General features: G+C 37.0%; 12 protein-coding genes. 4 read left to right on the top strand and 8 right to left on the bottom strand.

The annotated features are described in order from the left end of the window. Positions 1–30: 30 nt before the first annotated feature. The 3 genes from QGN23_RS09155 (at position 31) to serS (ending at position 3,125) form a co-directional block, all read left to right on the top strand. Positions 31–1,278 carry an oligosaccharide flippase family protein gene (locus tag QGN23_RS09155; RefSeq protein WP_282904022.1) on the top strand — a complete coding sequence of 416 codons (1,248 nt, stop codon included), beginning with the start codon at positions 31–33 and terminating at the stop codon, positions 1,276–1,278. A gap of 15 nt (positions 1,279–1,293) precedes the next feature. Then, positions 1,294–1,788: a hypothetical protein gene (locus QGN23_RS09150; protein ID WP_282904021.1), complete on the top strand. Its 495-nt coding sequence runs from the start codon at positions 1,294–1,296 to the stop codon at positions 1,786–1,788. 68 nt (positions 1,789–1,856) lie between these two features. Next, positions 1,857–3,125 (top strand): serine--tRNA ligase, encoded by a 1,269-nt coding sequence (gene serS / locus QGN23_RS09145; RefSeq protein ID WP_282904020.1) that lies wholly within the window; start codon positions 1,857–1,859, stop codon positions 3,123–3,125. Between the two features lie 106 nt (positions 3,126–3,231). Here serS and QGN23_RS09140 read toward each other — a convergent pair whose 3' ends face one another. The 8 genes from QGN23_RS09140 to QGN23_RS09105 form a co-directional block, all read right to left on the bottom strand. Further along, on the bottom strand, positions 3,232–3,975 hold the full coding sequence (locus tag QGN23_RS09140) for a sulfite exporter TauE/SafE family protein (RefSeq protein WP_282904019.1): 744 nt from the start codon (positions 3,973–3,975) through the stop codon (positions 3,232–3,234). Continuing rightward, on the bottom strand, positions 3,966–4,421 hold the full coding sequence (locus QGN23_RS09135; RefSeq protein ID WP_282904018.1) for a FixH family protein: 456 nt from the start codon (positions 4,419–4,421) through the stop codon (positions 3,966–3,968). Before QGN23_RS09135 ends, QGN23_RS09140 begins: the two co-directional genes overlap by 10 nt. Positions 4,422–4,429: 8 nt before the next feature. Continuing rightward, positions 4,430–5,878 carry a cytochrome c oxidase accessory protein CcoG gene (ccoG, locus tag QGN23_RS09130; RefSeq protein WP_282904017.1) on the bottom strand — a complete coding sequence of 483 codons (1,449 nt, stop codon included), beginning with the start codon at positions 5,876–5,878 and terminating at the stop codon, positions 4,430–4,432. Positions 5,879–5,968: 90 nt separating this feature from the next. Next, on the bottom strand, positions 5,969–6,844 hold the full coding sequence (locus QGN23_RS09125; protein WP_282904016.1) for a c-type cytochrome: 876 nt from the start codon (positions 6,842–6,844) through the stop codon (positions 5,969–5,971). Positions 6,845–6,863: 19 nt separating this feature from the next. Then, positions 6,864–7,055: a cbb3-type cytochrome oxidase subunit 3 gene (locus QGN23_RS09120; protein ID WP_133439077.1), complete on the bottom strand. Its 192-nt coding sequence runs from the start codon at positions 7,053–7,055 to the stop codon at positions 6,864–6,866. Between the two features lie 22 nt (positions 7,056–7,077). Then, positions 7,078–9,357, bottom strand: a complete 2,280-nt coding sequence (ccoN, locus tag QGN23_RS09115) for a cytochrome-c oxidase, cbb3-type subunit I (protein WP_282904015.1) — start codon at positions 9,355–9,357, stop codon at positions 7,078–7,080. Positions 9,358–9,362: 5 nt separating this feature from the next. Next, positions 9,363–9,584, bottom strand: a complete 222-nt coding sequence (gene ccoS, locus QGN23_RS09110; protein ID WP_133439075.1) for a cbb3-type cytochrome oxidase assembly protein CcoS — start codon at positions 9,582–9,584, stop codon at positions 9,363–9,365. A gap of 120 nt (positions 9,585–9,704) precedes the next feature. After that, positions 9,705–12,092 carry a heavy metal translocating P-type ATPase gene (locus QGN23_RS09105; protein ID WP_282904014.1) on the bottom strand — a complete coding sequence of 796 codons (2,388 nt, stop codon included), beginning with the start codon at positions 12,090–12,092 and terminating at the stop codon, positions 9,705–9,707. Between the two features lie 91 nt (positions 12,093–12,183). Between QGN23_RS09105 and QGN23_RS09100 the strand changes: the two genes are divergently transcribed. Then, on the top strand, positions 12,184–12,897 hold the full coding sequence (locus QGN23_RS09100; protein ID WP_282904013.1) for a Crp/Fnr family transcriptional regulator: 714 nt from the start codon (positions 12,184–12,186) through the stop codon (positions 12,895–12,897). Positions 12,898–12,949 lie beyond the last annotated feature (52 nt).

The raw sequence follows: 12,949 nt of genomic DNA, 5'->3' as shown, positions 1-12,949 counted from the left end.
TAAATAAAAGATAGTTTATTTCAAAAAAGGGTGAAAAGTTTAAGTATTTTTGTTAGCGATTTTTTAAAGAATAAAGGACACCATGTTTTTCTTTCACTTCTTATTGCCAAAATATGCGGTTTTTTAGGATCGCTTTTCATCATCAGAATTTTGCCGGAAAGTGAATTTGGGACCATCAGTATTGTCGCTTCTATATTTTTTATTTTCGTTTCTTTTAGCGGTTTCGGCAGTCATCAAAGTTTGCTGCGTTACGGCTCAATCATACAGAGTGATTCCGAAAAAAAAGTTTTTGCGAACCATCTTCTCAGACAGGGCTTTATCCATCAGCTGATCATAAGTGCCGTTTTTTTGCTTATAAGCATATTCTATATCAACAGGTATGAGGATATTTTGTTTATCTTTTTACTTTTTACCGTTCGGTTGATCGGATTTTATTTTTTGAATCATATTCAGGCAGAATTAAGAGTTTTTGGCAATAACCGGGCTTTTGCACAAGTAAACAACTTCGTGAATGTTTTTGGGGTTATACTTTTACTGTTGCTATCCTATTTCTTTGGCCTTGTTGGTTATCTTTTTGCCGTTGCTTTCACTCCTTTTTTATCTTTAATCTGGTACAAAAAAGAAGATTTTCTAAAGGTGATTGGAGGGATTAATTTCACCAAAAAAGAAATATGGAGTTTCGGTCTTCATGCCGCGGGAACAGCGCTTCTTTCTGATGCTCTTTTTTCCGCAGATGTCTTGTTACTGAGTTTTTTAATGAAAGAAACGGCGGTCGCAAGTTATAAGGTAGGTCTTTTAATTCCCTTTAATATTACTTTTTTGGCTTCTACATTTATGCAGAGTGATTATACGGTTTTAGCTAAAAACAGCAGGAATAAGTTTTTTTTGAAAAATTATATTGCTAATTATTATCGTTTATTTATACCGATTTCAATTGTGATTTTTGTAGTTGGCTTTGTATTTAAAACTGAAGTTTTATCATTTTTTTTCAGTGCAAAATATTCAGGAAGTCAAATGATTTTTGTTATTTTTTTAGCAACGTTTTCTTTCAATATGCTTTTGCGAAACCTTTACGGGAATTTGCTTTCGGCGGTGGGTATGATGAAAATGAACACGGCAGTTTCTTTTTTGAATCTAATATTGTTGCTAATGTTTTCATTCTTTTTTGTAAAAAGATTTGGGATTGAAGGAATGGCAATTAGTTTATGCTTAAGCATGCTCACCGGTGGATTTTTACTGCTGTTTTCCTTTTATCTTTATTGGAAAGATTTAAAATAATTTATCTTTGTATCAATGAAAAATCTGTTTTTTATAACAATGTTGGTGTTTTTTGCTTTGCTTTCCTGCAGAAATGAAGAGGAGGCGGTGCAGAAAATAGATCAGGTCATCCATTTATACATCGATTCTTTGGGTCAGGATATGCTGAATGTGAAGATACCGGGATCTTATATTTCTTCTTCGATGAACGATGTTTATGGATTAACAGATAACGCTCCGGTTTCATTTTCAATTAAAAAAGATGCGGATACCATTAATTATATTGAATATCTCGCTGGTGCAAAACGAATTGGGATCGATTCCTCAGGAAATTCCAAAACGTATGAATCTAAAATAGCTTTACAGCTCACCAAGAAAATTAATAATTCCAACCGGATTACCAATGATACCATGACGGTTCAATATCAATCGACACCGGAACTTTTTCAGGTTTCCAAAATATGGTATAACGGCGTGCTTCAGTTTACTAAAGTTGAAGGTCAGCCAAATACCGTAAAAATCGTCAAATAATCACTAAATTTGCAGTTCATTCTTCTATTGTCAGGAAGAAATTCACAGAAATATACATCAATTAGGATATGTTACAAGTTCAGTTTTTGCGCGATAATAATGAACGCGTTTTAGAAGGTTTACATAAAAGAAATTTCAAACAAACGGAATTGGTCGGTGAGGCGGTTTCTGTAGATGACGAAAGAAAAAAATTGCAGTTCCAGCTGGATCAGAATTTAGCGGAGATGAATACCATTTCCAAAGAAATCGGTCTATTAATGAGGGAAGGTAAAAAAGAGGAGGCCGAAGCTGCTAAATCAAAAACTTCGGAATTTAAAGAAAATGCACAAGATCTTCAACAAAAACTGAAAGCAGCTGAAGCACGTCTTTTAGAAATTCTTTATCTGATCCCTAATATTCCTTACGAAAAAGTAGTGGCCGGAAATGGCGCGGATGATAATGAAATTATTTATCAGTCTCATGATGTTGAAGGTTTGGGCGAAGGCGCGATTCCGCATTGGGAATTGGCAAAAAAATATAATATTATCGATTTTGAACTGGGCGTGAAAATCGCAGGTGCAGGTTTTCCGGTTTATTTGGGGAAAGGGGCAAGATTACAGCGGGCTTTGGTTCAGTATTTTTTAGATAAAAATGTGGATGCCGGATATATGGAAGTGAATCCGCCACACGTGGTGAATGAAGCCTCAGGTTACGGAACCGGGCAGTTGCCGGACAAAGAAGGGCAGATGTATTACATCAATGAAGATAATTTGTACCTGATTCCTACAGCAGAAGTTCCGGTGACGAATATTTACCGTGATGTAATTTTGGATGAAAAAGATCTGCCGATAAAAAACACGGCCTTTTCACAATGTTACCGGAGAGAAGCCGGAAGTTACGGCGCTCATGTTCGGGGATTGAACAGATTGCATCAATTTGAAAAAGTAGAGATTGTTCGTATTGAAAAGCCTGAAAATTCGTATGCAGCTTTAGAAGGAATGGTGGAACATGTGAAATCAATTCTGATGGATCTGGAATTGCCATTTAGAATTTTAAGATTGTGCGGAGGCGATACCGGTTTTGCGGCGGCGATGACGTACGATTTTGAAGTCTGGAGCGCTGCCCAGGAAATGTGGTTAGAAGTTTCATCGGTTTCTAATTTTGAAACTTTCCAAGCAAACCGATTGAAATGCAGATATAAAGGCGACGGCAAAACACAGCTGGTTCATACTTTAAACGGTTCTGCGATGGCTTTACCAAGGATTATGGCAGCCTTGTTAGAAAATAACCAAACAGAGCACGGAATTCAACTTCCGGCTAAAGTTGCAGAATATGCCAAATTTGATTTAATAAATTAGAAATTTTAAAATCTTTACAATAAGTAAAAACCATCGGAATTCCGATGGTTTTTTATGTTTTTTAAAATCTGCTGTAAGTGTTACTTTTAACGGTTTCTCAAAAATATTAATGGCAGCTTTCATGGTTTCCTTTCAAATGGTCAGGAGAATCATTGTGGATAACCTTCATTGCTTCTTTCTTTGGGGAAAGATAAGGAATGCCGACTTCCATACCACGAAGAATAAAAAGTCCTCCTAAAACAATCATCATTACAGGAACGAATTTTAGAATTTTAATTCGAAAGGCAGTGGTCATCAAATTTCCCAGCAGCACCACCATAAACATAAATGGCAATGTTCCTAATCCGAAAAGTCCCATAAATAATGCACTTTGCCAAATTCCACCAGAGACTAAACTCGCAGTTAATGCCATATAAACCATTCCGCAAGGCAGAAGTCCATTGAGAAGTCCGGTTGCAAATCTTGATCGGTAGTCCGCTTTTTGAAGGAGTTTAGATAAATTTAATTTAACCTTTAATAATGAGGAAGTCAGAAAAGGTATTTTGGAGGCAAAATCTTTCCCTCCGAAAGAAAATACCGCCATCAGAATTAAGAGAATCCCAACACCAATAGTTAGGTATTGTTGAAATCCGGCCATTTCAAAACCTTGTCCTATAATTCCTAAAATCGCTCCTAAAATAGAGTAGGTGATGATCCTGCCAAATTGATACGTTAAATTTTGGAGATAGAAATTAGTTGCCTGTTTTCTGGTAAGTCCCAGCGATAATGCAATGGGACCACACATTCCAATACAGTGAAAGCCCGACGCAAATCCCAATCCCAGCGCAGAAATGATAAGTGCTATTTCCATAAAACGTCGTAGTCAACCTGATAAGGTTTTTTATCATGAGACCATTTTATTTTAAGAGTGTAAGGACCTTTAGATATCACTTGTTTTGGGACAAGAATCTCATTATTGGTATCTAAATTAATTTCTTTCTTCACGTCCAGATTGGCATCGTCGGTGCGGAAAAGTTCAAATTTTACATTTTTATTTTCCGGCGCGATTTCGGATGGGAAAGTGATTTTCATTCCTTCTGCAATTTCCTGGTATTTTGGGATTTCAGCCAGATGCTCGGCATTTCTTTTTGCATCGATTACTTCCTGATAAAGCAATTCGTCACCGTAGTAGTCATTTGAAACCAACTCGGAGGTTTGCTGGCCGTAGGTAAACCCAAAAACCATAAACAAAATAAATGCTATAAATGAACCCAGTGCGATAATTACGCCGTGCGCCCACGTTAATTTTTTAAACATATTTTTAATTAAAATTGAATTTTAAATGGTCCTTCGAAACTGGTCTCGAAAGAGTCGAGTAATTTACCTGATGGATCATAAACGCCGATTTTCACTTTTTGTTTCGACAGTTTTATTTCATTTTCAGGAAAACTTAAGTTTACCGTACCTTTTGTTATTTGATCTTTTTTAAGAAGAATTTTTTCCTCACCGCTCAGTCTGATTTTACCGTGTTGCGGTTCGATTACTTTGATGGTCACGATTTGATCTTTTGTAGATTTATTCAGGAAAGTGTAATTGTAGATGTTGGTAATATTACCGTCTCTGACAAAGAATGTAGATCCTGCAGGCTTAATGAATTTGGCCTCCAGTGAACCTCTGTTACCTAAGAGAAATCCTAAGAAACCCACCATTAATATTAAAACAGCCGTATACGCTTTCATTTTGTTGGTGAATTTGAAAGGCACTTCTTTTTCAATCTCATCTTCGGTGGCGTATCGAATAAGACCTTTTGGAAGGCCAACTTTTACCATCACCTCGTCGCAAGCATCGATACAGGCAGTACAGTTGACGCATTCTAATTGCTGACCGTCTCTGATGTCGATTCCGGTTGGGCAAACGACAACACATTGGTTACAGTCGATACAGTCTCCTTTTCCTTCAGCGGAACGGTCTTCGCCTTTTCTCCATTTAGAGCGGTTTTCTCCTCTTTTGAAATCGTAATAAACATTGATGGTTTGTTTGTCGATTAATACGCCCTGTAATCTTCCGTACGGACAAACTAAGGTGCAAACCTGCTCTCTGAACCAGGCAAACGTAAAGTAGAATGCTGCGGTAAATATAATCATCACCAAAAAGCTTGAGAAGTTCTCGAAAGGACCTTTCTGCATGATGTTAAATACTTCTTTATAACCTACGATGTACATGTACATCCAGTGGGTGATAATTAAAGATATTACAAGGAATATAAAATATTTCAAAGCACGTTTTCCTATTTTTTCGGCATTCCATTCCTGGCGGTCTAATTTCATTTGTTTATTGCGGTCACCTTCAACGAGGTAATCTATTTTGCGGAAAATCATTTCCAGGAAAATTGTTTGCGGGCAAATCCAACCACAAAAAATTCTTCCGAAAACTACCGTAAAGAGAATGATAAATACAATGGATGTAATTGCTCCCAATGCAAGAATGAAAAAATCCTGCGGAAAAAAGGGTTGGCCGAGAATGAAAAATTGGCGGTCGAGAATATTAAGGAGTAAAAATGGATTTCCATTAATTTTAATGAACGGAAGTGCAAAAAAAAGTGCGAGTAAAAAAATGGCTACCAAGGTTCTGTAATTGGTGTATCTGCCCTGTGGTTTTCTGGGGAAAACCCATTTCCGTTTTCCAGATTGTTCCATGGTTCCCACGGAATCTCTGAAAGTTTCGGCTTCAACTACCTGTCCTTGTCCGCCTCTGAAATTGTTATCTTCTGACATTTCTTACTTAAATTAAAAAAAACATAATCCGTTACCTTCTTTTGTTAAAGATAACGAATTATGTTTTCATAGTAATTTTGTTTTTAGTTCTTATTTTTCCCAGTTAGCAGGAGTTCCCTGCGGAGCTGCTCCACCTTCTGATACTGTAATAGGAGGTTGTTCCTGGTTGATATGGTAAACATAGGCTGCAACATTTTGAATATCGAAACCGGTAAGTACACCATTTTTTCCCCATGCCTGCATCGCAGTTCCGGTAACTCCGTTTTCTACAATGTGGAAGACATTTTTAAACAATGTTTTTTCCGGTTGGTTGATCCAGGTGTTGTCTGTTAAGTTTGGACCAATTCCTCCTCTTCCTCCTTCGTTGTGACAAGATACACAGTTTGTTTTGAAAACTTCTTCACCTGCTGCGATATTGTCTGGAGTATATACTGCATTTTCTATGGTTGGAGGCGGAGTGTTTTTAACATATTCTGCGATACTTGCGGTCTGCGCTTTATATTCTGCGTCATATTCTACATACTGATGGGCAAAATCCGTGGTGAAATAGGAAATCATATAAACCGCACAATAAGCAACTCCAAAATAGAAAAGGCCTAACCACCATTTTGGCAACTGATTGTCCAACTCCATAATCCCATCGAAACCGTGGTCGATAAGGATGTCTTTTTCTTCGGTGGTAGATTGCTTTTTAAAAGCACTTGCATATAATCCTTTGAGATAAGGTACTTTCTTAGCTGCGATATATTCGCTTTTCTCTGCATCAGTTAATTTTTTGAATTGATCATTTTCGATCAGGTCGCCAATTGCATGCTGAATCATAGCGAGGATTATACTGATTACCACCGTGCCCCAAAAATAGGGAGAAGATAGGAATGCTGATTCCTGCACAAACATATAATACACGACCAATAAAATCGTAAGTATTACGGCAATGTTTACATATACGGGCGTTCTTTGTCTCATAATAGTTTAATTTTTTAAATTAAAGATTTTGATCTTCAATATCATCATCTAAAGGGGCATTGGCTTCTTTATCGTAATGCTTTTTCGGTCGCGAGAAAACATAAAAGATAATACCTAAAAAGAAAATTAAGAATAGAATCATCGATAATGTTTGGTAAAAACCCACATTTTCGCCGTTTGATAAAATGTCTTTTACACTTTGAGGTATCATTATTTAGCTCCTTTTAGATGAATTATTTTGTACTTGCGGTTTGAATTTCAGTTGTTTTGATATCAGTTCCAAGTCTCTGCAAATAGGCAATCAATGCAATGATCTCTTTTTTCTCTAATGGAACAAAATCCGCACCGTCTGCTTTTTTCTTAGCTTCGTAAGCGTTTTTCACGTCTGCTGCTTCCGAGTAGATCTGCTTAACGATGAAACTTGCCTGATTGTCTGCCCATGAATCTGCAGAATCGATTTGTGCTTTGGTGTAAGGTACATCAAATGTGTTCTTCATCAACTCGATTTTAGCAACCATTTGGCTTCTGTCTAAATCTCTTGCAATTAACCATGGGTAACGCGGCATAATCGATCCAGCTGAAGTTACTCTTGGATTCAACATGTGTTTATAATGCCAGGAACTTGGGTTTTTACCGCCTTCTCTATGCAAATCCGGTCCGGTTCTTTTTGATCCCCAAAGGAAAGGTCTGTCATAGATAAATTCACCAGCTTTCGAGTACTGACCGTTTTTACCGTTGAACCGTACAACTTCATCACGGAATGGCCGGATCATTTGGGTGTGACAAGAATTACATCCTTCTCTGATATATAAATCTCTACCTTCTAATTCAAGCGGTGAATAAGGTTTTACCGCTGCAATCGTCGGCACATTTTCTTTAATTAATAACGTAGGTACAATTTCTACAAAACCACCGATGGCTACGGCAACGAAAGATAATATGGTAAGGAGTGTCGGCATACGCTCGATCCAAAGGTGAAGACCTTCTCCTTCTTTTCTTTGATTTGAAATTTTTGCTAATGCAGGAGCCTCAGCAGGAACATTCTTTTGGAATGAACCGTTTCTAACCGTTGCAACAACGTTCACACACATCAGGATAGCTCCGGCAATATAAAGGAACCCACCAACGAATCTCATTTGATAATAAGGGATGATTGCGGTTACAGTATCCAGCCAGTTTTTGTATAATAATGTTCCGTCCGGATTAAATTGTTTCCACATTAAACCTTGGGTAAATCCTGCGATATATAAAGGAACAGCATAGAAAATAATCCCTAAAGTACCTAACCAGAAATGCCAGTTAGCTAATTTTACAGACCATATTTTTGTTCTCCACATAATTGGAATCAGATAATAGATCATACCGAAAGTCATGAAACCATTCCAACCCAGTGCACCAATGTGAACGTGACCAATTACCCAGTCCGTGTAGTGTCCAATTTTATTTAAAGTTTTCGTTGCTAAAATTGGTCCTTCGAAAGTTGCCATACCATAACAGGTAATTGCAACCACAAAGAATTTAAGAATAGGGTTTTCCCGAACTTTATCCCACGCTCCACGAAGGGTTAATAAACCGTTCAGCATTCCACCCCAAGATGGTGCAATCAACATAATCGAGAATCCTGTGGCTAAAGCTTGTGCCCAGCCAGGAATTGCGGTGTATTGCAAGTGGTGAGGACCTGCCCAGATATAAACGAATATCAATGACCAGAAGTGAATAATCGACAGTTTATAAGAGAAGATCGGTCTGTCGGCAGCTTTTGGCAAGAAATAATACATTAATCCTAAAACCGGCGTTGTCAATACGAATGCTACTGCATTGTGACCATACCACCACTGTACAAGAGCATCTTTAACTCCAGCATAAGCGGAGTAAGATTTCCAGCCTGTAAATGATAATGGAACTTCTAAGTTGTTGAAAATATGAAGCATCGCAATCGCAACCCATGTCCCCAAATAAAACCAAATGGCAACATACAGGTGACGGACTCTTCTTTTTATAATCGTTGCAAACATGTTGAATCCGAAAACCAACCAGATCACTAAAATCAAAATATCGATTGGCCATTCGTGCTCTGCGTATTCTTTTGAAGTATTTATACCCATTAAAAAAGTAATAACAACGGATACAATCATCAGCTGCCAGCCCCAGAAATGGATCCAGGAAAGGGTGTCACTGTACATTCTTGTTTTAAGGAGTCGCTGCATAGAGTAGTACGCTCCCGCGAAAAAACCATTACAAACGAATGCAAAAATTACCGCACTGGTATGAAGCATTCTGATACGGCCAAAACCGAGAGCACCGTGGCTGTTGATAAGACCTTGTAGATTTCCACTTCGCAAACTTACAATCGTTGCATCATCTGTTCCGAAAAAGAATTCCGGAAGTTCTGGGTAGAATAACATTAATGCCGCCGTAAGACCTAACAAAAATCCAACAATACCAAATACTATTGTTGCATAAAGGAAGGCTCGCACAATGTTATTGTCATAACTAAACTTCTGTGTTTCCATATATACTAATCACTTTTTTCTTCTGTTCTTTTATCTAATTTCTCTGTTGATTCTGCTTCTTTAGAAACGGGTGAATCTTCTTTAATAATTTCTGAATCCAGCAATATACGGACTGCGGGGGATTCATCATCTTCAAACTGGCCATTTCTCGCACTTATTATAAAAATGATCAAGAAAATTACAGCTAAAGAGACACTGCAAAGAATCATTAAATATAATATATCCATATCTTTTGCAAATTTAGTTTTTAACCGGTTCAAATTTACTTAAAAATTATGATATTCATCATTAAATGTTAAATGTCGTTAATTTAAAATATTTCTAAATAATTGGTCAAAGTAGGTTTATTAATTGATTTTAAAATATTTAGCCGATCGGATCCAGGTCGCCAGTGAAGTAAAGATTACTACGCTGATAGAACTGATAGGCATCAAAATCGCAGCTACTAACGGAGATAAATGCCCCGTAACAGCGAATGACAGCCCGATTACATTGTAAAACAAACTGATTCCAAAAGTGAATTTCACAATTTTTACCGCATCTTTTGATAAATCAAAGTATTTTTTCAGCTCATTTATTTGATTGCCTCCCATAATGACATCAGATGATGGCGTGAAGGAATGTGTGTCATCTGCCACAGCGATTCCTACATTACTTTGTTTTAAAGCTCCAGCGTCATTCAGTCCGTCACCAAGCATCGCTACTTTTTTGTGGTCATCCTGCAGAGCTTTTATGAAATTCAGTTTGTCTTCCGGACTTTGATTAAATTTCATTTTATCTACATTGGGAACCAAATGCTTTAATGAACTTTCTTCTGAAGAATTATCACCACTTAAGATATGAGTTTGATAATCATTTAATTCTGAGAACATATCCGACATATTTTCCCGGTACTCGTTGGTGAAAATATATTTGCCTAAAAACTGACCGTCTCTTGAAATATAAACAGCAGTCTCAAGGTTTTTAGACGGTTGCCCGATAAAACTGGCCGATCCTATTTTATAGTTTTTCCCTCTTACATTACCAATATATCCTTTCCCCGGAGTTTCTGTAAAATGGTCGATTGGAAAATATTCCTCCTCAATTTCCAGGAAATGGTATAAGCTTTTGGACAAGGGATGGTTTGAATTTTTCAATAAACTTTTTAAATTCTTTAAATCAAATTCAGATATTTCTTCACCTTCAAAAAAGACATTTGCTTTTTTATTATGTGTAATCGTTCCTGTTTTGTCGAAAACCAGTGTGTCGATTTTAGCTAATTTCTCAATCGTTAAAGTGTCTTTTACATAAAATTTATTGCGTCCCATAATCCGCATAATATGCCCCAGAGTAAATGGTGCCGACAGTGCCAAAGCACACGGGCAAGCCACAATCAATATTGCAGCAACCACCTGGAACATTTTTTCAAAATCATGTTGACCCCAATAAATCCCAGCAATAAGCGTAATTCCCAAAATGATGAAAGTAAAATATTTACTGAGGTCATTGGTCATTGTATCAAGACCGGTTTCGAACTTCTTGAAGGCTTCTTTATTCCAGAGTTGCGTCAGATAACTTTGATTAACGTTTTTAATGACTTCCAGTTCCAATACAGAACCAACCTGTTTTCCGCCGGCAAAGATTTTGTCGCCCGGTTTTTTCGGTATTGAAGCACTTTCTCCAGTGATGAAACTATTGTCAATATTTCCTTCACCCTGAATTAAAATGGCATCAACCGGAATGATTTCCTGATTACGCACCATAATTCGGTCTCCTATTTTCAGTTCATTCAATAAAATGTTTTGCTGTTTCCCATCGAAATCTACTTTGGTCACAGCGATAGGATAAAAGGATTTATAATCCCGGTCGTAGGATAAAGCACTGTAGGTTCTCTTCTGGAAAAGTTTTCCCAGCAGCATGAAGAATAATAGACCGCATAAAGTATCGAAATATCCGGGACCGTAATCGGTTAAAACTTCATAAATACTTCGGCCATAAAGCATCAGAACTCCCAAAACAATTGGAACATCAATGTTTACGATTTTGTTTTTCAAACCAAACCAGGCAGATTTAAAATAATCTGAAGCAGAATAAAAAACCACAGGTGTTGCTAAAAGAAACATGATGAACCGGAACATGTTTTTGTAGGTGTCCATCCAATAATCGGTGGTGCCCATCACCTGTTCGGCGTATTCCGGATAAGAAAAAAACATTCCGTTCCCAAATGCAAAACCCGCAATGGCTAATTTAACAATTAAAGTTTTATCGAAAGTTTCTTCTTTTTTGTCGGCAGTTTCCAGATTGATGACCGGCTTATATCCAAGATTCATGAGGAATTTAGCGAGTTCACTAAGTTTTAACTCCTGATGATTAAAGGAAATCTGAACATTTTTTCTGGTGAAATTGACCTGCGAATAATTGATATTCCCGTTCAGCGTCTGTAAACTTTCTAAAAGCCAGATACATGACGAACAGTGAATTACAGGAATTTTAAGAGTGACTAAAGAAGTGTTGCCTTCTGAGAAATCGGTTACTTTTGCAAATACTTCCGGGGTGTCTAAATAATCGAATTGTGAAGTGTTATCATCATTTGGCCTGATTCCAGAACTTTTATTCAGTTCATAGAAATTCCCCAAATTATTCATATTCAGAATTTCGTACACCGATTTGCATCCATTACAGCAAAAGGATTTTTCATCGAAGTTGATAAGCTCTTTGTCTGTGGTTTGCCCACAGTGAAAACAGTTTTCTGACAATTTATTTAAAGTTGAAGTGGCAAAATTATGATAAATATATTTGTGTTACGGTTTTAAATATCCTATTTTTGCTGATAAATGTCATGCAATTATGTCGTTAGAGAAACAAACCCTGATCGAAGAGAACTTACAGAAACTATTTAATGATGAATCTTTCAAAGAAATGCTTCCGGCAGAAGATTATGAAAAATACATTTCTGCCAAGCAAATTTTAAAATTTAATAAAGGCGGAATTATTTTCGAAGATGGTGAAATCCCAAACGGAGTTTATTTTTTAAATAAAGGAACTGCAAAGCTTTCTAAACAGGGAGTTTACGGTAAAGATCAAATTCTTAGATTTATTAAAGAAGGCGATTTGATCGGCTACCGTTCCTTACTTTGTGGTGAGGATTTCCAGGCGAAAGCGGAGGCAATGACCGAAGTGGAAGCGACTTTTTTACCGTCTGATTTATTTCTTCAAATGTTGGAAGTAGCGCCAAAGTTTTCATTTGTTATGCTGCAGAAAATCGCCTTCGAATTAGGTGAATCCTCCAATACCGTTACTTTTTTAGCACAAAAGACCGTTCGTGAAAGACTGGCAGAAATCCTGCTTTTATTAGAACAGAAATTAGGAACAGATCCCGAAGGATTTATTAAGATTTCTTTAACAAGAGAAGAAATTGCCAACATCATCGGAACTGCAACTGAAAGCGCAATCCGTTTGATTTCTGAGTTCAAACAGGACAAACTCATTGAAGTGGAAGGCAGAAACATCAAAATCCTGAACCACGAAAAACTAATTAGGTTGGGTCACGTGATCATTTGATAATGTTTTGATTTGCTGATGAGTTAATTCAGGAACTGTTTTTATTAATATT

Source organism: Chryseobacterium gotjawalense, assembly GCF_030012525.1.
GTDB classification, from domain to species: domain Bacteria; phylum Bacteroidota; class Bacteroidia; order Flavobacteriales; family Weeksellaceae; genus Kaistella; species Kaistella gotjawalense.
Note: the sequence above shows the minus strand (reverse complement) of the source record. Positions and strands in the feature narration are given on the sequence as shown.